The organism is Paenibacillus sp. SAF-068 (assembly GCF_051967555.1).
In the GTDB taxonomy this organism is placed as follows: Bacteria; Bacillota; Bacilli; order Paenibacillales; family Paenibacillaceae; genus Paenibacillus.
This window is the reverse complement of the sequence record NZ_JBQCJX010000001.1, coordinates 1,266,273-1,288,347: the sequence shown is the minus strand read 5'-3', so window position 1 is coordinate 1,288,347 and position 22,075 is coordinate 1,266,273. Positions and strand designations below refer to the sequence as shown.

At 46.6% G+C, this 22,075-nt stretch carries 15 protein-coding genes; all 15 read right to left on the bottom strand.

All coding sequences use genetic code 11. The annotated features are described in order from the left end of the window. Positions 1-56: 56 nt before the first annotated feature. The 15 genes from ACTHPG_RS05730 to ACTHPG_RS05660 all read right to left on the bottom strand — a co-directional run bounded on the left by ACTHPG_RS05730 (position 57) and on the right by ACTHPG_RS05660 (position 22,036). Positions 57-977, bottom strand: a complete 921-nt coding sequence (locus tag ACTHPG_RS05730; RefSeq protein ID WP_440388172.1) for a hypothetical protein — start codon at positions 975-977, stop codon at positions 57-59. 382 nt (positions 978-1,359) lie between these two features. Then, positions 1,360-3,222 (bottom strand): adenine deaminase, encoded by a 1,863-nt coding sequence (locus tag ACTHPG_RS05725; protein WP_440388170.1) that lies wholly within the window; start codon positions 3,220-3,222, stop codon positions 1,360-1,362. 272 nt (positions 3,223-3,494) lie between these two features. Further along, positions 3,495-5,870, bottom strand: a complete 2,376-nt coding sequence (gene helD / locus ACTHPG_RS05720; RefSeq protein ID WP_440388169.1) for an RNA polymerase recycling motor HelD — start codon at positions 5,868-5,870, stop codon at positions 3,495-3,497. A 244-nt stretch (positions 5,871-6,114) separates the two neighbouring features. Continuing rightward, the gene (locus tag ACTHPG_RS05715; protein WP_440388168.1) at positions 6,115-6,576 is read right to left on the bottom strand and encodes a pyridoxamine 5'-phosphate oxidase family protein; all 462 of its coding nucleotides are present in this window, start codon (positions 6,574-6,576) and stop codon (positions 6,115-6,117) included. 152 nt (positions 6,577-6,728) lie between these two features. Beyond that, positions 6,729-7,796: an FUSC family protein gene (locus ACTHPG_RS05710; RefSeq protein ID WP_440388167.1), complete on the bottom strand. Its 1,068-nt coding sequence runs from the start codon at positions 7,794-7,796 to the stop codon at positions 6,729-6,731. A gap of 295 nt (positions 7,797-8,091) precedes the next feature. Continuing rightward, a complete protein-coding gene (locus ACTHPG_RS05705; RefSeq protein ID WP_440388166.1) occupies positions 8,092-8,814 on the bottom strand; it encodes an HD domain-containing protein in 723 nt (240 codons plus the stop codon). 1 nt (position 8,815) lies between these two features. Beyond that, positions 8,816-10,255 (bottom strand): NAD-dependent malic enzyme, encoded by a 1,440-nt coding sequence (locus tag ACTHPG_RS05700; RefSeq protein WP_440388164.1) that lies wholly within the window; start codon positions 10,253-10,255, stop codon positions 8,816-8,818. Between the two features lie 209 nt (positions 10,256-10,464). Then, positions 10,465-12,537: a beta-galactosidase gene (locus ACTHPG_RS05695; RefSeq protein WP_440388162.1), complete on the bottom strand. Its 2,073-nt coding sequence runs from the start codon at positions 12,535-12,537 to the stop codon at positions 10,465-10,467. A gap of 129 nt (positions 12,538-12,666) precedes the next feature. After that, positions 12,667-13,743, bottom strand: coding sequence for a glycoside hydrolase family 53 protein (locus ACTHPG_RS05690; RefSeq protein WP_440390141.1), 1,077 nt, complete (start codon positions 13,741-13,743; stop codon positions 12,667-12,669). A gap of 41 nt (positions 13,744-13,784) precedes the next feature. After that, on the bottom strand, positions 13,785-14,663 hold the full coding sequence (locus ACTHPG_RS05685; RefSeq protein WP_440388161.1) for a carbohydrate ABC transporter permease: 879 nt from the start codon (positions 14,661-14,663) through the stop codon (positions 13,785-13,787). A gap of 29 nt (positions 14,664-14,692) precedes the next feature. Further along, positions 14,693-15,583 (bottom strand): ABC transporter permease, encoded by an 891-nt coding sequence (locus ACTHPG_RS05680; RefSeq protein WP_440388160.1) that lies wholly within the window; start codon positions 15,581-15,583, stop codon positions 14,693-14,695. 189 nt (positions 15,584-15,772) lie between these two features. Continuing rightward, a complete protein-coding gene (locus tag ACTHPG_RS05675; protein ID WP_440388159.1) occupies positions 15,773-17,458 on the bottom strand; it encodes a sugar ABC transporter in 1,686 nt (561 codons plus the stop codon). Positions 17,459-17,581: 123 nt separating this feature from the next. Then, the gene (locus ACTHPG_RS05670) at positions 17,582-19,210 is read right to left on the bottom strand and encodes a response regulator transcription factor (RefSeq protein ID WP_440388158.1); all 1,629 of its coding nucleotides are present in this window, start codon (positions 19,208-19,210) and stop codon (positions 17,582-17,584) included. A gap of 73 nt (positions 19,211-19,283) precedes the next feature. Further along, on the bottom strand, positions 19,284-21,038 hold the full coding sequence (locus ACTHPG_RS05665; protein WP_440388157.1) for a sensor histidine kinase: 1,755 nt from the start codon (positions 21,036-21,038) through the stop codon (positions 19,284-19,286). A 299-nt stretch (positions 21,039-21,337) separates the two neighbouring features. Further along, entirely contained in the window at positions 21,338-22,036 is a 699-nt protein-coding gene (locus ACTHPG_RS05660) for a hypothetical protein (protein WP_440388156.1), read from the bottom strand. Between the last annotated feature and the right edge of the window lie 39 nt (positions 22,037-22,075).

Genomic DNA, 22,075 nt, shown 5'->3' with positions numbered 1-22,075 from the left:
AGAAGAAGGTGCCCACAGCTATTCAGCTGCAAACACCTTCTTTATTCATTGTTGAATCACTTTTTCAGCGTTTTCCATGAAGTGTACTCATGTACGGAGAACCCGTTGAAGGACGCATGTACTGAAGCCATTTTCTCGACCAACTTCAATTGTGCTTCCATATAAACAGATCCCTCTTCATAGAAAGTAATGAAATCGCCTTCCTTGCTTTGCTTTGTTTCCACAGCTATGGAGATCGTTTTGCCAAGCAGAGCTGCTTCTGCAAGTTCATCCTTCGCTACACTATAGATTGCAGCAGCTGTATCACGGTAAGCCATAATCGTGATGGAATCAAACTTGCGAATCATCCAGCTGCTAACCGCCATCGTTGAACCCGGAATCTTGTAGTTATCCAGCCAGAAAGGCAAGTCAGCCGCTACCGGCATCTTCATTCGTGAGGCTCTCTCAACAATGTACTCCACATTGCCTTGCCACTGGGTAATCACGCTTGCCTGGTTGATTTTCCATTGTGGGTGCACATGTGGCTCAATATCCAGATGGATACCGGCGAATTTCTCATTGGGCAACGCCTGTTCTTGATATGCCTCGATCCAGTCCATGAAAGATGCAATCTGTTCCCGACTTTCCGTCAGGCCCCACGCTGATCTTCCATCCATAACATCAACCGCAATATTTTTGGCTCTCGCTTGGCGAATAAAACTTTTATACTCAGGAATTTTGATATCCCGGTTCATCTGCAGATAGATTGTATTGATTTTGTTTGCTGTGGCGTAATTTAACACCTCTTGAGGATTACTTCGGATCTGGGTGGTATCCCACACCCATGTCGCTCGCACGGGTGTATCAAGTTTCCCATGAATCGTTGCATAACTGTCAACTGAGCCATCCGCGATAGCTTTGGAAGAACAGGCTGTGCTCGCACACAGGATCAAACAACTTAGCAATACGATAAAACGGTAACCCCTTTTGCTTTTCATATTTGTACACTCCCTCTGAAGTTATCAGCTCTGACGTGCAAATCTAGATGAAATTGTGTCGTTTCATATTCATTTAATGGAACCTTACTAGGTACGACGAATTCAGATTGCTTCTATATGCAATATCATCTTTAAGACTTACGACGAAAGAATCATATAACTATATTTCGGGAATTCGTAGTTCTGTATGTATAGTTCTAAAGTTACAATTATTAACTATATTCTAAATTAACCCTTTTTTCAGCATGACTCCAGTCATTATTGTCATATGTATTCCAAGCTCCAGAAGACCTAGAAAGCGGTTTCTTCCAAAATGTACAAAAAAACCGCCCTAAGGCGGCTTTGCATGTATCTCAATTTGTTGAAGCTCCAATCAACATTTTTATTCATTACCCGATGGAGAAGCTACTGCGGTACCGTCCACCACTTCATCAAAAAGGGAGACCAGTTCAATACCTTCTGCCGAGATCCGCACAAGCCCCTTGTCGGACAATCGTAATTCTGGGATCACAACCAGCGCCAGCAAGGAAAGGGTCATGAACGCATTGTTCAACGTACATCCTGCGGACTGTAAAGCTTCACTGACTGCTGCTGATTGGGCTGCAACGACTTCGAAAGACTCGGTTGACATCAAACCTGCAATTCGCAGCGGGAATTCAGTTACACCTGCTGCTGTTACTACAGCTACCCCACCTTGCATGCGAATAACACGGTTACCGGCTTCAGCCATCAAGGCATCATCGTTACCGATAATCAACAAATTGTGACTATCATGAGCTACCGTCATTGCAATCGCTGCAGGTGATGTGAAACCGATGCCTCCAACAAGAGCCACCGCCCGATTCCCGGTTTGTTTGTGACGCTCCAATACCGCGATTTTGCATATTTCCCCTGAAGTTGAAACCATAACCTTGCCGTTCTGCACCGTGACAGGCAGGTGTTTTTCCTTCGTATCCACATGATTCTCTGTCACATGAATGATTTTGGCACCAATCGTCCCCTCTGGAATCGGTGCAACCAGTTCCATATCTTCCGGCTGAATATTAGCTTCCAACTTCACCGTGTTCAGCGCTTCCTCCGGGTACGTGAAGCTGTCCCAGACCGCCGTCATCTTCCCGTTCTCGGCTACGACTTGGCCGGCGGCAATTGTCATGCCGACACGTACATCCGCCAGTCGGCCGTCCAGCAGAATAATATCCGCTATATTGCCCGGAATAACCGCACCAATGTCGCGAGCTACGCCGAAGCGCTCAGCTGTGTTAATGGTGGCCATCTGGAAAGCCGTGACCGGCTTCACACCCTGGGAAATTGCGAGACGAACAACAAAGTCCATATGTCCTTCTTTGAGCAGGGATTCCGAGCTTCGGTCATCGGTCACCAGCATCATCCGGCGTGTATCCAGTCCAAGCTCAGTGCAGGCTTTAATTGTCTCAGCCACATCATGCCATGCCGAACCTTGACGCATCTTCGCGTACATCCCGAGTCGCAGACGTTCGACCACATCTTCTTTGGTCACACATTCATGATCCCCTGTAACCCCACTCGCTGCATACGCTGGCAAACGCCAGTCATCTGCAGCCCAGGTAAAGTGACCGTCAGCCACTTTACCTGCGCGGAGGGTCGCCTGTATCTCACCGATCATCGTCTCGTCCCCATAGACTACTCCAGGAAAGTTCATCACTTCACCAAGACCAATCATGTCCGGCCCCCAGGAAAGAGCCTCGGCGACCTCTTCAGGCCCGATATAAGCTCCTGTTGTCTCCAATCCTGGATGGGTGGAAGGTACACAGGAAGCCACCTGCATATAAGCAGCCATCGGTGTGGTCCGTGCTTCATCCAGCATCAGTCTCAGACCTTTGAGACCAAGCACGTTCGAGATCTCATGCGGGTCAAAGAAACCTCCGGTCGTGCCTGAAGGCAACACCGCTCTCGCAAACTCGGTTACTTTCATCTGTGTACTTTCGATATGGCAGTGTCCATCCAGCAAACCAGGAGCGATATACTTACCGTTCGCTTCAATAATCCGGGTATGCTCTCCGATGGTGTGGCTTACATCTTTCCCCACATAAGCGATTCGAGCTCCTTGTACAGCTATGGACATCTCAGGTAAAATCTCACCCGATATCACGTTTACCAGCGTACCTCCCCGTATGACCAATGTCGCCGGCAAATCTCCCCGTGCTGTAGCGACCAGATCCGGTACACAATCGGCCATAAGTGGCCGTTCAAAAGATGATTTGTTCATATTATTGCCTCCTTTAATAAACGACCCAAAAAAATATATTGTTACGATTATATGAGTCCGGAACTCATGTGTAAAGAAAAATCACATCCATTGTGCTTGAATACAAATTATGAAGTCATATTTATCCACGGGACCCAATCCTTACGAATTCACGTTAGGTATTTTCATTCTTCCCTCGCTAAGTTAGCTTCTTCCGGATATATGTATCATATACAGAAAAGGCTCCCGTTCCATCGAACGGAAGCCCTTTTTATGCATAGGAACTCGTTATGTCAGTCCACCTGCGCAGCAGATACCTTGTCAAGCTCATACCATTCTTCCGACTGGGAGGTAATGAACGGACTCGGTGTGCCCACGCAGTAAACATGCAACAGATGCATCGCTCGTGTACAAGCCGTATAGAACAACTTGCGTTCATGTTCCTGGGCATACTGCTTCGCAGAGCCGTCATGAATCAGGACAGCATCGAATTCCACACCTTTGGCCAGATACGCCGGAATGACATGAACACCCTGCTCAAAAGCCAGCGTCGTTTTCTTGATTAACTTCGGTGCTATAGACAGCGTCTTACTCAATGCGGCATGTACGTCTCTGCTCTCTTCGGCGGTCTTGCAGATGACTGCGACTGATTCATACCCTTCCTTAATCAAGTGTTTGAGGTCTGCCGTGATGACGTTCATATGACGCTCGGCATCAGAAGAAACGATCACTTTAGGCTTCTCGCCGCTACGGTTAAATGGGATAATCTCTTCTCCACCAGGCACCATGCCGCGGGTAAACTCCACGATCTCCCGGGTGGATCGATAACTTCTGGTCAGCTCAATCACTTCCGTATTGTCTGGACCGTACAGGTTAGTCAGAGGTCCTGTTCCACTAAGCACGGAAGAGTGGGCATAGATTGCCTGATTAAAGTCACCCAGTGCGGTTATTTTCGCACGCGGGAACAACCGCTTCATAAATGCCAACTGAAACGCAGAATAATCCTGGGCTTCATCAATAATGACATGACGTATATTGGAGTTAATATGGAATCCAAGCATAAGCTCACGCAGGTACAAGTAGGGCGTAATATCTTCATATGCCAACTCTTGAAGCTTCAATCTGCGTAAAGTCATCTTACCCATTTCATCCCATTGAGCAGGCAACGCTTCGTCACCCAGCAATCGCACCATCTGAGCCTGATCAGTGAACAGATGTGCGTATAATTGTCTTATATCAACGAATCGCAAGGATTTGATCCATTTCCGTAACGGTTTAAGTCGGTCACTGACCACCATACGTGCCAGAATTTCTCTTTCCTGCTCGAAGTCATTAAACGTATGGGTCTTTCCTTTTTGCTTGCGCTTCAATCGTTGATATGCACGTTGCAGATCCTCCGGCTCCATCAGATCAAGCTGCTGATCGACCCAAGGCGCATCCAGTTCACCTTTACCAAAGGCGGACAGTTCTTTCAGCATCCAGTCTCGCAACATCTCCAGTCGGCTGACCAGCTTGACGGATGACTCAAAACTGTAAAACTTCTCAGCCATAGCCTCTGATGTGACAATCGCTCGGCCCTGGAAGCGAACAGGCTTGAATTTCATGCCACCTGACAGCATGCTTTCCTTGTAACGCGTAATAACTTTCAGGAAAGATTCCGATGACTTGAACTGGATGCTGGACATGCGAACATCGTAATCGGGATCTTCCGTCCCCGTAAGTACATATTCGAGCTGAATAAATGGATCTTCCAGTTGATATTCACGACCCAAACGGCGCTCCAGATACTCCTGGAAGGTCGTTTGCAGCATGTTTTCCTCCCCAAGCTCGGGCAGTACCGTGGAGACATAACTGTTGAACATCGGATTCGGTGAAAAAAGAACCATCTGATCCGCTTGCAGATGCTCGCGGTATTTATAGAGAAGATATGCCACACGCTGGAGTGCAGCGGATGTTTTGCCACTTCCGGCTGCGCCCTGCACAATAAGCATGCGTGTCCGGTCATTGCGGATAATCCGATTCTGCTCCTTCTGAATGGTTGCAACAATACTCTTCATCTGTGCATCCGAAGTTCGACTGAGCACGGCCTGCAACAACGCATCGCCAATGGTTACTCCTGTATCAAACATAAAGCGAATACGTCCGTCCCGAATGACAAACTGTCGCTTCATCTCTATATCACCGCTGATCTCCCCGCTTGGTGTATGATATGTGATCGGCCCTGGTGCTCCGTCATAATAGAGGTTGGAGATCGGTGCACGCCAGTCGTAGACCAGAAAGGATTCCTCTTTCTCGTCTAACAACGATGCGATACCCAGATAGATGCGTTCGGCATTCGGGTATCCATCTTCCTTGAAGTCAATGCGACCAAAATACGGTGAATGGTGCAGTCGTTTCATTTTGTCCAACGCAGCCGCTGTATTGAGATGGCTGCGCTCCCGGTCGGACAAGACCTGTGACTGCTGCCGCATGCTGGTTGAAGTCTCCCCGACATCATCCGCTTCACTGAAGTTCATCGTAACTTCGTCCCAGAAGTCTTTTCTCATGCCAACCACTTCATCACGGAAGGAGCCTACTTCATCTTCTAACGTTGTGATTTTCCGCTCAATCTGATTGGTCACCATATTGACCCGTTGTTGCTCTTCGCTCCATTGCTGCTCTGTACTCATATGTTAATAGCCCCTCTTTCCCCGGATTGTGTCCTCAAAATCCCATTTGACAAGCCCGAAAAGGCAATGGTATAATTATTAGAAAGTAAACATTTTTATTATATGTTAATTAGTTCTAATTTTCTGAAAACCATTTTTTATTGTACCAGTGACAACGTCCCGATGCAAGCGGAGGCGTTTTTTGTTGTTTTCTTCTTCATTATTACCCAATCACCGGGTCCTCAACTGACCAATCTACTCATGCCTACTTTCGTAATTCTTCAATCGTCTCTTTCCAGCGCGCAATCGCTCCAAGTTCATCTTTTAATTGAAAGGTTATTCCTGAGGTGATCTCCGCATATGGCGCGTGATCCACACGTACATGGAGTACTTGTGCTTCAAAACGATCCCTCGGATGAACAGCACCCTTCATCTCAGGCAGCCGTTCTGCTTCTATACGGATATGTAACAATCGCTGTCCTTGAACCGCAATCAAGGTAGCCTTACCTGTTTTGCTCATGTTCATACTCGTCTGTGTTCTCTGCCATAGAGCCAGTCGAAGCTTATGGGGATTTAACGCAATCACTTCCCCCATACTAATCATCGCCTGATGCGGCCACCGATCCTCTGATACGGTCAGCAATTGCATGGCTTCATGCTGTTTATGCTCCAGATTTGTCCCACTCAACCACTCCATTAGTTCAGCGTCCATTTCCTCTATAATCATGTCTCTATCCCTCAGTTCGTTAATATTCATTCATGCGATTCATGCGATTCATGCCATTCAGCCCTATGTATGACAAAACAACCCGGACACGATTGTCCGGGCAATGTTGTAGTTCCATTGTATCTGATCACGAAGCAGATACGCAATTCTCATTAAGGCCACTTGAGCCAATTCAAGATTTTGTCCTGAGATTCTTTGTCTTCACTGGAGCTATGCACATGCTCGGCAAGTCGATTCAGACGCTCCAGCTGATATCCGTAATCATAGATCGCAGCAGCCACGATCGACAATCGTAACATTCCTTCCTTGTCGATATCAAACTGGGTGATCGCCTGCTCCATGAAGCGGTCATTATCCAATACAAATTGTGCGGCCTCTTCCCCATTAGGTTTCAGCTTATCCTCGAACTTGAGCAGTGCGTGCTCATGGAATTTGATAACCAGTTCAAGATGTGAGTCAAAAAACTGATCCATGGCCGTTGTCCGCGGTGCCTGGAAATAGTGACGTTCCACGGAATCCAGCACCTCATAACCTTTTTGCAGACTCAGCAGCATTTGTTTGTAGACCACCATCTGCCGAGTTTCGCTGAATTTCGAACGTTTCATCTTTTTCTGTTCCTCTTCAAACAAGTTATACTTGTCGGACAGAGACTTAATGGAACCGCCCAGGTTGTTTTTCTCCTCCCGGAATACAACTTCCTTAATCTCATCCGAAATAGAGGTTCGCAGAAGCAACGACATGCCGCTGAAGACACTCTGAATCTGCTTCACGAATTGAATCTTTGGTTTCGGGGGAAATACGGTAATGTTGATGAGAAACGCCGATACAATGCCAACCAGTGTCAACAGAAAACGATTGAGTGCAAAATGCCAGTCGCCCGAAGCTTCCATAATGGATACAACCGTGACCAGTGTCAGGCCAACCGTCTCACCCATATTCAATTTAAGACAAATCATGATGACCAGTACGATAATCAATCCAACAGCGATTGGCTCATTGGACAACACCATGCCTCCGACCAGGGCCACAATAGCTCCAAGCGTGGTAGTCTGCAGCTGATCCAGGAAATATTTCCAGGAACGATAGATGGAAGGCTGCATGGCGAATATGGCCGCGATTGCGGCAGGCACGGGAGATTGCGGGTTCAGGAACAGGCTGCTTAGGTACAAAGCAAGCGTTACCGCGATCCCCGTCTTAAGTACACGTGCACCAAACGACATGGCGGCGACCCCTCCTCTTTACCGAACCTTTAATTTTACATGTGATGATCATTTTCATTATTACCCCATATTTCTTTTTTTGCCTGAATTCATTCAGGAGAACGATTTATTGTACCATGGAAGGTGTTCCGTTGCCATGCCATAAGTCAGAGGTATTATGAAATGAGTCGTTTATGTATGTTAATACACAGTATTAACCCAAAAAGAAGCAAATCTTCAAAATGATTTTCACCACTTCAAAGATTCGCCTCCATTACTTATTATACGGTGAGAAATGCACGCTTATTGTGCCAGCTTAACGGTCTGTGCCATCCCATTCCCTTTTGAACTGCTCCACGAACTGCACCATATAATCATGACGCTGTTCCGCCAGCTCCTTGCCATAGGAGGTATTCATCAGATCCTTGAGCTTGAACAACTTCTCGTAAAAATGATTGATCGTTGTGCTGCGCCCATTGCGATATTCCTCACGGGTCATATGCTTCCGTGGGGGAAGGGAAGGATCGTACATCTCGCGCCCTCTGGCCCCTGAAAAGGCAAAGGTTCGCGCGATGCCAATGGCACCCAGTGCATCCAGTCGATCCGCATCCTGTACAACCTGTGCTTCCAGCGAGCCGACTGCAGGACGCTGGCCTCCCGCATATGAGATGGTGCTAATAATACCCACAACCTTATGACGTAAATCCGGGTCAAGCGGCTGGGTATCCAGCCAGTCATTCAGTTTGGACATCCCGGCTTCCAGGCTCTCATTCAGCTTCTCATCCGGTACATCATGTAATAATGCGGCCAGTTCGCAGATAAATGGATCTGCACCCATGCGATGAGCAAGTTCGACTGCAAGTGCCGTTACCCGCTCGATGTGCGGCCAGTCATGACCATCACTATGCTTGGATGAGTCACCTTGAACATACGATCGCGCAGCTCGCAGAACAGCCTCTCCTGCTGTTATTCCATCTATATTATGCATGTGGCCTAATTCTTGCAGATTCCCACCAGGTTGAAGAGGGTTCTCTGACATCTTACGACTCCCCGCCTTCACGGGCCTGTTCACGAGGAATACGTCGCGCCACACCCGTTTTAACGGCTGCTTCAATCACGCGACGGCGCATCGATTTAACCACTTTATCATTGAACACACTCGGAATAATGTAATAGCGTGTACGCTCTTCGTCCGTGATGGCCGAAGCAATCGCTTGCGCAGCTGCCAGCTTCATTTCTTCATTAATTTCAGTCGCTCGGCAATCCAGAACTGCCCTGAAGATGCCTGGGAAACATAACACGTTGTTGATCTGGTTCGGATAATCGGATCGTCCTGTTGCCATTACAGCCACGATGTCTTCCACCAATGCAGGCATAATTTCAGGTACCGGGTTCGCCATCGCAAACACAATAGGATCTTCTGCCATGGTCTGCACATCTTCACGAGTTAACAGATTGCCGCGGGACAGGCCAATGAACACGTCGGCTCCACGAATGACATCACGCAGTGAACCGGTTTCCAGGTCCGGGTTGGTACGAGCTGCATAATCACTCCATACTTCATTCTCATAGGTTTGTGTCCGTACAATCGCCCCCTCACGATCGACACCAATAAGCCGACGGGCTCCCGCAGACAATAATATGTTACTGCATGCTACACCTGCCGCACCGATACCACAGACCACGATTTTCACATCTTCAATGGACTTGCCCACCAGTTTGAGCGCATTGATCAGACCGGCATATAACACAACCGCTGTGCCATGCTGGTCATCATGAAATACCGGAATGTCCAATTCCTCATTCAGACGACGTTCAATTTCGAAACAACGCGGTGACGAGATATCCTCCAGATTAATGCCGCCAAAGCCAGGTGATATCGCTTTCACAGTACGTATGATTTCCTCGGTATCCTGTGTGTCCAGGCAGATTGGGAAAGCATCCACGCCTGCAAACTGTTTGAATAACATGGCTTTACCTTCCATGACGGGCATCGCTGCACGAGGACCAATATTACCAAGTCCCAGCACCGCACTGCCATCAGATATGACGGCCACTGTGTTCCGTTTAATCGTCAGTGAGAAGGCTTTGCCGGGTTCTTCTGAAATGGCTGAACATACACGAGCCACATCCGGGGTGTACACACGTGACAGATCTTCCCGGTTTTGAATCGGGGTTTTGGGTGTTACTTCGATCTTACCGCCCAGATGAAGCAGGAACGTCCGATCCGATACATTAATAATGGACACACCCTTAAGCTGGCGCACCCCTTCTATAATTTTACTGTTATCTTGCGCATCTGTAACGGCGACCGTCAAGTCACGCACACTTACATCCTGATTGGTGGAAATCACGTCGATGGCAATGATGTCTCCCCCACCTTCCGAGATGGCCGAGGCCACTTCGCCAAACTTGATATCCTTAGTTGTCATTTCCAGTCGAATAATAATGCTGTTACCATCCAGATTTCTTTGATTCATTTCCATTCCTCCCAGACTGAAAGTCTTGAGTTACAAGTTACCTGTTTGTCTTCGCTGCGTGGACACGTTTATCCTTTATCTTGTCCAGAAAAAGTCGTTCAACCGCCAAATACATAAAATAAAAAAAGATGCCCTGAACACCAATTTCAGGCGTTCAGGGCACTCTTTTTGCATATTCACTCCGTTTATAAAGTCAGAATGGACCTATATTATTTGCGAACAGACGGCCTGCGAAGGACACGAATGTCATATGGATTCAAGCTGAGACTGGATTCCAAAGCATCACCACTGAGCAGATCCGTATAGGACTGTCCGTCCAATTCAATCCGCTTCTCATCTGGTGTGTAGTTCTGCACGAACACGTAATCAGCAGTACCATCAGTACGGGTATGTGCCGTTGTTCCGGCAGGAAGCTCCGTTTCAAGTCCACGCTCAATGTTCAGGTCAGCGATTAGCTGAGCATAAAAATCATCATAGAACGGTGCTTTCAGACGTGTCGCCACGTAATATGCTTTCCCTGAACCCAACTGGTTAACCGTCAATGCCGGCCGCCCGGCATAGAAGTCAGAACGGTAGATAGCCAGGGACTTCGCGCCTTCCAGATGGATCAGATCACACAGTTCAATGGCATCATATGCTGTACTCAGCTGAAGCTCGTTACCCTGCTCGGGGATAATTCCGTTCAGATCACGATCATGTAATCCGTCAATTTCCTCGGACCAGATGCCAAGTGTCTTCCGCAGTGGACCTGGGAATCCACCCAGGAAACACAGATCGTTTTCGTTAACAATACCCGACCAGTAAGTTGCTACAAATGTACCGCCTTGTTCTACAAACTTCTCAATGCGTTCCCCAACACCTTCTCGTACCAGATAGAGCATTGGAGCAATCAGCAGCTTGTACTTGGACAGATCTGCATCCATATCGATAACGTCTACAGCGACTCCCTTTTTCCAAAACGCTTCATAATGCTCTTCCACCGTCTGCTCATACTTTACACCGATATTGCGCGGCCCCTGTGAATCGTTAACGGCCCAGCGGTTTTCCCAATCGAATATGATTGCAACTTCTGCCGGAACCGCTGTTCCGACAATCGCTTCCATGCCTTCAAGAGCCGTACCTACATCCGTCACATCCTGGAACACGCGAGTATGTTCCGTTCCAACGTGGTCTACGACTGCGCCATGGAGCTTCTCACTGGACCCACGGCTCTTTCTCCACTGGAAGTACTGAACACTGTCGGAACCGTGTGCCACAGCCTGAAGAGAAGAGAGCAGATGCATGCCAGGTTTTTTCAGCTTGCTGACATCTTGCCAATTCGTCGAACTTGGCGTACTCTCCATCAGCAAGAACGGCTGACCGCCTTTGATGGAACGAACGATGTCATGCATCATTGCAATTCGGGATGCCTGTTTTGCATCGTCATCTGCATCATGCCAAGTCGGATAACTATCCCAGGAAAGGAAATCCAGAATATCAGCGAACTTCCAATAGTTCAGACCGCCATAGAATTCCATCAGGTTGGTGGTAACTGGCAGATCGGGATTCTGCGCTTTCAACGGTTTCGTTTCATGCACGATAAAATCAGCTGTCTGATCCGTAACGAAACGGCGCCAATCCAGATTCATCGCGTGTACCTGTGTCTCACCGTGTGGAGCCGGGGATTCCACTTGACTCCAATCTGTAACCGTATGGCTCCAGAATGTGGTCCACCACGAATGATTCAGTTCATCAAGTGTTCCATACTTCTTCTGAACCCAACCACGGAACGCTTCCTGACAATAATCACAATGACAGTCTCCGCCGAACTCATTCGAGATATGCCAGCCGATGACAGCCGGATGATCCGAATAACGTTCTGCCAGTCTTGTGTTGATCGCAGTAACCTTCTCACGGTATACCGGGGAAGTATAACAGTGATTGTGACGGAAACCATGCAGATTGCGGACACGATTCTCGGATACGCGGAGCACTTCCGGGTATTTCGCGGACATCCAGGCAGGTCTCGCACCACTTGGTGTAGCCAGGAAGGCATAGATGCCGTTTGCTGCAAAACGATCCAACACCTGATCCAGCCATTCAAACGTGTACACGCCCTCTTCCGGCTCAAGGGATACCCACGAGAAGATGCCGACGGACATCACGTTACACTTCGCAAGCTTCATCAAGCGGATATCTTCTTCCAAAACTTCAGGATAGCGGAGCCACTGCTCCGGGTTATAGTCTGCGCCATGCAACATGTGCGGGGCTTTGGAACTTACGGGTGCATATTTGTATGTCATAAGGACAACTCCCTTGCTTTTGATTGCAATTTTTATTTAATACAACGATATTCACGACTCAAATTACCCAGCATCAACTGTCATTGACTTCATATTTTCATCAGATACAACTTGAGAACCTGTGCGATATTACACGTAGGTCACAACATCCGATTCCTCTGTAGTAGCTAGCGCTGTAAACGATTCCAACTTGCGACCTTTAAAATCAAACATGGTGAGGTTGCCCCAGTTATTCGGATGTCCGACAGACCACTCTTCTTTACTTGGTATCCAGGCAGGTTCCCAATAATAGAATCCGTGCCCCAATCCACCCGGAACTTCACGGATAATCTGCAATAAATCTTTCAGATATTTGGTCTGTCCCTCTACGCTTGCAGGGTATCCTGGCAACAACAGTTCTTCTTGATTCAGAATCCATTCAATGCCTTCCGGCTGCTCCAGCGTCCATGGATAAGCGGTTTCAACTACATTGATAGGCTTGCCATAACGTTCAGCAAGGTCATGAAGATTATCACGTAACGCATCAAGTGTGCCATGCCACCAAGGATAATATGAGAGACCAATGATATCGAACTCCACACCCAGTGCTTCAAATCGATCATAAAACTTGCGGCTCTCGGCGTTATCTCCACCCCGATCAATATGTATCATGATCTGTATATCCGCGTCAACGGATTTGACCGCAGCAATTCCGTACTTTACAAGGCCTGCAAAACGCTCCCACTGTTCATCCGTATCATGCTCTTCTCCACCGACACGCCCCTCATTCCATAACATGCCTGGCGTAATCTCGTTGCCGACCTGCACCATGTCTGGAAGCGCATCGTGTTCCTTCAACGTTCTGAGGACATCAGCCGTATACATGCATACCGCACGTTGAAGCTCTTCATAGGACAGATTCTCCCATGCTTTTGGCTTCCATTGATTGGCTGGGTCAGCCCAGCGATCAGAGTAATGGAAATCAAGCAAAAATTGCAATCCCTGTTCCTTGATCCGTTTGGCTACCTCCACCGTCCGCTCCAGATTACAGAACCCGCCGACAGGATCATTCCAGATTCGAAGTCGTATCGCGTTAGCGTCATTGAACTTCAGGATGGACAGCAAGTCTTGTTCCTTGCCGTCCACATCACTATAACTCCCGCCATGCTGTTCAATTTCATCCATAAAAGACACATCCATTCCCAGAACGAATGTCTTTTCCGTCATATTGCTCACTGTATCAACCTCCATTAATTTGGGGTACAGGCTCAGCCTTTAACTGAGCCCAACGTCATACCTTTGACAAAGAAACGTTGCAGGAAAGGATACACAATCAAGATTGGTGCACTTCCAATGAAGATCTGAGCCGCTCTTACCGTCGTTTGAGAGAGAGATTCCATCTCTTTGGGATTCATGCTCATGCTACTCATGTCACGTCCGATAATAACGGTTTGCATAAAGGTAGCCAGTGGATAATCCTTGGCATTATTCATATACAGCAATCCATCAAACCAGGAATTCCAATGAAACACCATGCTGAACAATGCAATCGTTGCAATCGACGGCAAAGAGATCGGCAGGAAGATACTGAACAGTGTTCTGAAGTGGTTAGCACCGTCCATTAACGCCGCTTCCTCCAGCTCTTTCGGAATACCACGGAAGAAGTTCAGCATCAGGATGACCAGGAATGTATTAACCGCCCCTGGGAGTACAAGTACCCAGAAGGAATCCATCAACCCGATCTTCTGGATAACCATGTAGAATGGAACCAGTCCTCCATTGAAAATCATGCTGAATACAAAAATCCAGGAGTAAATCGTTCTGCCTTTGAACTCACTATTTTCTTTGGACAACGGATACGCCGCCAGGAACGTAATCAGCAAGGTGATAGCTGTACCAATCACTGTACGTAACAGTGAGATCCAGAGGGAGTTCAAGAAAATTGGATTGTTCATCGTCTTTTTGTATGCCTCAAGTGAGAAACCTACGGGCCAGAGATTGACCAGATTCGCATCCGCAGCAGCCTTTGTACTAAAGGATACCGCCAGTACGTGAACCATCGGTATGATACACATGATGGCAACTAGAATCAGAAAGCAGGTATTGACTATATTAAACACGCGATAAGGCAATGATTTATGGTACATCGTGGTCCCTTCTTTCTCTGTTCATTCGATTAGAATATGCGGTATCCAGCGTATTTTTTGGCTAAGCTGTACGATACAAGAATCAAGATCATGCTAATGACCGATTTGAATAATCCGATCGCGGTTGCGAAGCCCATCTCACCGTTTTGCATCGCAGAACGATATACAAAGGTATCTATGATGTCTCCCGTTTGATAGACGAGCGGGTTATACAGGTTGAAAATCTGGTCAAATCCGGCATTCAGTACGTTACCAAGTGCCAGTGTTCCTACAACCATCAGCATCGGGACAAGCGAAGGAATTGTAATGTGCAGTGTCTGTTTCCAGCGTCCTGCTCCGTCAATCTCTGCTGCCTCGTATAATGCTGGATTAATTCCGGCAAGGGCAGCCAGAAAGACAATCATATTATAGCCAAATTCCTTCCACACATCTGTCAGAATGACCGTAGAACGGAAGTAACTGTTATCCCCGAGGAAGAAGTATGGCCCAAGTCCGAAGGTCCCCAGAACCCGGTTAACCAAGCCGCCTGTTGACAAAAGATCTATCAGAATCCCGCCCAGAATGACCCAGGACAAGAAGTGAGGTAAATAGACAAGCGTCTGTATGGTTCGCTGTATCGCCATCTTGCGAACTTCATTCAAAAGAATGGCAAAGACAAATGGAACAAATAAGTTAAAGATCAGTTTAAGCACAGCAATGATCAATGTATTCCAGATAACTTGTAAGCTGTCTTCACGTTCAAACAAATATCTAAAGTTGTCCAGTCCGACCCATTCAGATCCGTTAATTCCAAGCCATGGCTTATAGTTCTGAAATGCCATAACAATCCCGCCCATAGGCACATAACTGAAGATGATCAGAAAGACGATCGCTGGCAGCAGCATTACGTGGAATGGCCAAGTACGTTTTAAAGTTCTCATGATTGCTCCCCCTGTATTTCTTCCTACTCAAGTACTCCCTGAGTGGCTTATAATGCGATTATATCAACCTTTTACGGGGTCCAAACAGCACATAAAAGCAATATAAATGGCACAAATTCAACCACTTTGCTTCAGCTTGAATTAACATAAAAAAACGCCCAGACGATATCGTCTGGGCGCTGCTTAAAACTATTTTTTCACACCGTCATACCACGCATTGACCTCTTGTGTGATTTGATCTCCACCACCGGATTTCCACGTTTGTACAAAAGTATCAAACGCATCAGCCGGATTTTTGCCATAGATAATTTCGTTAAATGCCTGATTCTCGATTTTGTTCAGGTAGTCCAGCTTGGATTTCATCGTCTGTGTTGTAGGCCCTGTGAACATATTTTTGAATGAAATTTCTTCTTGGCTCAGCAACACTTTTGCTGCCGCTGGAGTTTCTGCACCATAGTTTACAGCTACGTCTTTTTCCAACTTGCTTTCAGGCTCTTTGCCATCCGCCAAGTTCAGAAGTGCTTTCATCTGTGCATCTGGAATACGCGCACCATCACGAACTAACAAATAACGTACGACATTGACATATCCGCCATCAATTTCGTCTGGCTTTTTCTGTTTTCCGTTCGCGTCCAGCTGGTAGTCATATCCGTCAAATAGACCGTTATCATACGGGCTACCCGGTGCTGGATCAGCATAATTGTCGAACAGGTAGTTCTGATACGTAAAGAATGCTTCTGGGTGTTCCATATCTGCTTTGATCAACGTGACACCGTTTACAAATTGTGTTCCGTGACGCATTGCTTTACCTTCAGGCCCTGTCGGAATTTCAATCGGTTTCCAAACGGCACCAGGTGAATTCTTCACCGTGTCAGTCAAAGGCCATCCACTCATCCAGTAAGGACCTGGGATAATACCGGCGGTGCCTGCAACTGCTGGCTCTGCTGTTTTGTTCTCATCCCATAGCGCTGCTTCCTGCGGGATATACCCTTTTTTGAGCCATTCGCTCAATTTGACCAATCCTTGCTTCATGCCTGGATTGATGGAACCATACTCCAGCTTGCCATCCGCAGCCAGATTCCATTGGAACGGTAATGTTCCGTATGCTCCGAAAATCCAGGATGGGTCTCCCATCCATGTATTCATGGATGTTTTGAAACCAATGCTGAGCGGAGTGACTTTTTCAGGAGCCAGACCGTCCGGGTTATTGTTTTTGAATGCTTCCATAACGGTTTCCAGCTCATCGATTGTTTTTGGAGCTTCCAGCTTCAGCTTATCCAGCCAATCCTGACGAATCCAGAGCAAGTAATCATTGTTGTAGGCATAGTCCAGAACAGGGATACCCATTCTTTTACCATCACGGCTATATTGGTTCCATACGTTAGGATCTTGCTCCATTGCTTTTTTCCATGTGTCTGAAGCATATTTGTCGAACAGTGGACCAACTTCCTGATACATGCCGGAATCAATCAGATCCTGAGCAAGCAAGTTGTCACCCACCGTTACAATTTCAGGCATATCCTGACCAGAAGACATCGCCAGGCGAAGTTTGGTTGCAAATGCGCCATTCGTATCCGTTACAGACCAGAGCGAGCTAATGTTAATCCCGAATTGATCTTTGGCCCACTTGGTAGCCACGTTATTTTCCATGGATTCGCCATTTTTAAACTTCAACTCAGGGTCGATTCCCCATGCTGTTGTAATGGTTACTTCCGGATCATACTTTTCTTTGTATTCGTTTTGGGTTCCAGATGTACTTGGTGTTGCACTATTTCCGCTTCCACTGTCTCCTGAACATCCTGCAAGAACGACAGTTAGACTCAGCGTTGTAGCGAGAAGCGTCAAGAATCTCTTTTTCGTTGATTGCGCTCTCATGTTGTTCCCCCTTAAATCGTTTTGGTTACCCTTTCATTATAGGCTGACCAGGACTTTGATCCTATGATACGAAATCAAGATTTCTGCACCTTTGCCAACCTATATTCTGGAATGTTGTTGTAATTATGCCTGATCCCGAAATTCATTGGGTGTCATACCATAATGTTTTTTGAACATTTTGCTGAAATATTGCGGATTTTGATAGCCGAGTTCACTCGTAATCTCGTATATCTTTTTGTTGCTATTCTTAAGCAGATACAGAGCACGTTCCATACGCATACGTATCATGTAATCCCCAAGACCTTCCCCTGTCTCTGCCTTGTAAATTTTTGATAGATATACGGGATGCAAATACACCTTGTCGGCGATCATCTTCACCGACAGATCCTGTCCGGTGTCTCTTGTCACCAGTTCCTGAACCTGCTTGATCACATGTCTGCGGCTCTGCACACCTTCCTGATCCGACAATTCCTCCTGCAGCTTGGACAGCATCTCGGTTGCCCAGCGTCGCAGCTTCTCAGGGGATTGAATCAACTGATGAGCGAGAAGCAGGTCGAATCCCGCATGATCAATCTCATGTACCAGATGCCCCTGTTTATGGGCGATATACATGAATGCATTGGTTACGGACAGATACATCTCATACACATGTTCTCTGGACAATCGTACCTGTTCTGCCGCATCAAAGACCGTGTTCAGCTTACGCGCCGCCGCTTCCCATTGCTTGGTCTCGAGCAGTTGCGGAAGCACAGGCGGTTTATACAGCTCTTCAAGCGCCAGCGTCGCATCATTCTCCGGTCTTTTGCCGAGTGCCTGATCCATGTTCATATATATAATCTTGTGTTCTTCCGGCCCGGAAAGAACGAGCGAACCCAGACTTTTGCGATAAGCTGCTGTCAACTCATTAAAGGGAAATGAAGGTGTAACCACCATCGACAGATCTCCCTGCAAATACCGAATGACATGCTCACGGAATGTTTCAGCCGATAGGCTCAACGTCTCCAACTTCATATGTGGAGACTCACTCTGTTCTTGATTTTGCAAAAACATAACAAGACATTCATGAGGTCCGCGACCGAACCATACATTAAATTGCTCTCCAAGCACTTCCTCTGCGATATTACCTACCGCAAAATCCATCAGATCCAGAGACTGCTGGTCCATTGATGAGAAGCGTCCTGTCAGGCGAATAAGCATCATGACAACGGATTGTTCCGGATCAATATGAATCTCATATTGTTGCAGTTGTTCACGAAGTGCCCGCGCCGTGATCTCACGACCCAGCAGCAGATCATGCATAAGATTTTCCCGTAAAATCTTATAGTCAGACTTCCGACTGTATAAGAGTCGGTGATATTTGTCGAATTCATCCCACTCATCGCGAAGAGATGTGATGGCTGCCGACACAGAACTCATGAATTCATCATCGTTTACAGGTTTCAGGATATAATCTGCTGCCTGCAATTGAATCGCTTTCTTCGCATAAGCAAAGTCACTATGACCGGTCAGCAAAATACAGCGGATATGAGACCAGCGTTTGCTTACCTCTGCAATAAGATCCAATCCCGACATGCCCGGCATGCGAATATCGGTTACCACGATATCTACTGCATTTTCCTCCAAAATCTCCAGCGCTTCTTTACCGGAGGCAGCACGAAGCACGGTCGTTACTCCAAGCTCTCCCCAAGGGATTGTAAGTTCCAGACTTTCTGTTACGTACGTTTCATCATCTACCAGCAGTATATCTATCAAGCAAGTCACTCCCTATCTCGTTCATTCTGCAAATGCATTCCATTATTCATCATGCTCCAGACACTTTAGAGGCTCATCCTTCGTTCTCCAAAAGCAGCTCCTGCTCGGCTGGCCACGACAGGGTCACACGCAATCCACCAAGTTCCGATTCCGTTATATCGATCCCTGCCTGATCCCCATATCGGAGTTGAAGTCTCTGATTCACATTCCACAGACCACAGCCCATCTCCTGATCCATCGTTCCCCTGAGCTTATTCAGGAGCGCCTCGCGTTCCTCCTGTGTCATACCTTGCCCATCATCTTCAACCACAAGAACCATGACACCGCCCTGTTTTTCTCCGGATACTCTTATTTCTCCAGCTTCCGCATCCGCTTCGATACCGTGAATCACCGCATTCTCCACTAATGGTTGCACGATGAGTGGCGGTACCTCCTGCCTTAACATCTCATCTGACAGATCAAGCGTGTAATGAATCCGGTCCATACGCATCCGTTGGATCTCCAGATAACAACTGACAAATTCAATCTCTTCTGTCAACGGTACCACGTCCCGCTCCTGTCTTGTCGTATACCGATAATACCGGGAGAGGTTATGCGACATCGCCACAACGGCGTCCATACGCTTCAGCTTTGCCATACTCGTAATGAAGGAGAAACAATTATAGAAGAAGTGCGGGTTAATCTGCGATTGCAGCTGCTTCAACCGTGCTTCACGCACATGAATCTGTTCCAGGTAAACGTGTTCAAATAACTGTTGGATCTGCTCCACCATCAAGTTAAAACGTTCGGAAAGGAAACTGAATTCATTGCGGCCCTTCGGCTTAATCCTCACTGAATAATCTTCCTGCTTCAATCGCTGGAACCCGCGAATGAGTTGTTTCACGGGTACCTGCACCTGTACATATAACAAGTAGGCTACACCAAAACTCATCAACAACAAACAAATCATCGAAGAATAGAACAGCATATTCGATTGATGAATGGGCTTCAGTATATCGGACAGCGGCATGTAGTCTACCAGATACCAGCCTGTCGTACTGGATTTCACGGTGTTAACCATGTAAGGCTCGCCATCTATCACCACAGTTCGGTTATCAACATCCTGAAGAGTATGGATGGACAGTTCTTCCATCAATTGATTCGTCAGGGAACGATCCGAAGTCCGGTTATAGATAACCCCCGACTCTTCACGGAAATAGAAAGGATCATGCCTGCCATCATCCTTGAATTTGTCGAGCATATCCCGAATGTTGTCACTATCAAACTCCAGTTTAATAATTGTTTCCGCATTATTAGCCGGGTCTTTAATGCCATACGGCGATACCGTAATCCAGCTAAACATGAACCGATCATCTTCGCCATCCTGGATTTTACGTACATCCCAGCCGGAAATAATATTCTCCCTTAACATCTGCTTATCGTAAGAACGTGCGTCCCTTTCGGAAACCACCCTTCCTAACGAAGGAGAATACAGATATAACTTAGTGGCCCAGTTGGAAGAACTTTCCTGAATGCTCAACTTATTTTGAATACGCTTAACCAAATTAATGGCATCAAGGTCAAAATAGTTACTGTCTGCATAGATTCGTCGGAAGCTGGCAATATCAGGATCATGTATGAGCAGATTCGGCCATGAGGATAACAGCTCAATGTGTGTGTTCACCTGATTTTGGAAAAACTCAAGCTGGTTACTATTTGATCGATTCAACTCATCTCTGAGAACGGCTGTCGTTTTGTGATTGGAGTACCAGTACAGGAGCACAACTGGAACTAGCATAATCAGAATTAAAATGACCATTTTGGAAAACAGATTTGTCCGATATGACATCTTTTCATCTCACCTTGTCTTAATTTGTCGTGACATTAATTCTAATGATGTAAGCGGTAAAGACAAACTATTTTTTTAAGACAAACCGATTCATTATCTAGCGTAAGCGTTACCAATTCAAGGGGGAAGGAGATAAAACCAATATTTCTGCACTAAATACAACTTCCATACACAAAAAAGAGCCAGCGATTAGCCAGCTCCTACCTGATTTCAATATATATCTTTGATCTTATATTCAACTTAAACCTTATTCCACTTCTGTTTATGTAATCATTCTTTTTTTGCTATAAAAATATCAACTATGGAATATCGTAATCAAACACGGTATTCGATCCATCCACACCTACATCCAGTACAATATCCATAAGTTTTCCACTCACGAACAGAGGTGATTCAGCTTTCCCGTAAAAATCCAGCTTGCCCCTAAACGTTCCATAACGCTCAATCTCAATATGTACTGGTCTTAATTGGACAGACTGCAGGGCATTCAATAGTGGATCATCCTTAAACTTGTAACTGCGTGCCAGATCTGGTATTAATACAACGGATAAGGCTTCCCCGCTGTAGTTTTTGAGTGTCAGATCACAAGTTGCTCGTGTCTCACCCGTTTTGACCACATTAAAGGTACAGGAGCTCGAATTCTGTACATAGGATATCGCATCAATACCACTAACTCCCCACTTGGCTACATACATGAATTTATCCGTCATGTACGAATAACTGAGAACGATAGCAAGAACTACGATCCACAACCCTTTCGCAAAACCAGGAAACCACTTTCCGATTTCTCTGCGAGTAAGGTAGAAACCACAGGCGAAAATCCCCAATCCTAGGAAAAGTGTGATATGAACACCACTTAAATAAGATGTAGTATACGGTGATACACCTATTGCTGAGAGCATTGTATCTCCAACCGAAAAACCCAGATGGTGGTTAAATGTAAAGATGATCGCAAAAAGCAATAAAGCCACAGAGAACGCAAGTCTGGTTCTCAGCACACAAACACCCCCTAATCAACCACCTGATTATATCATATT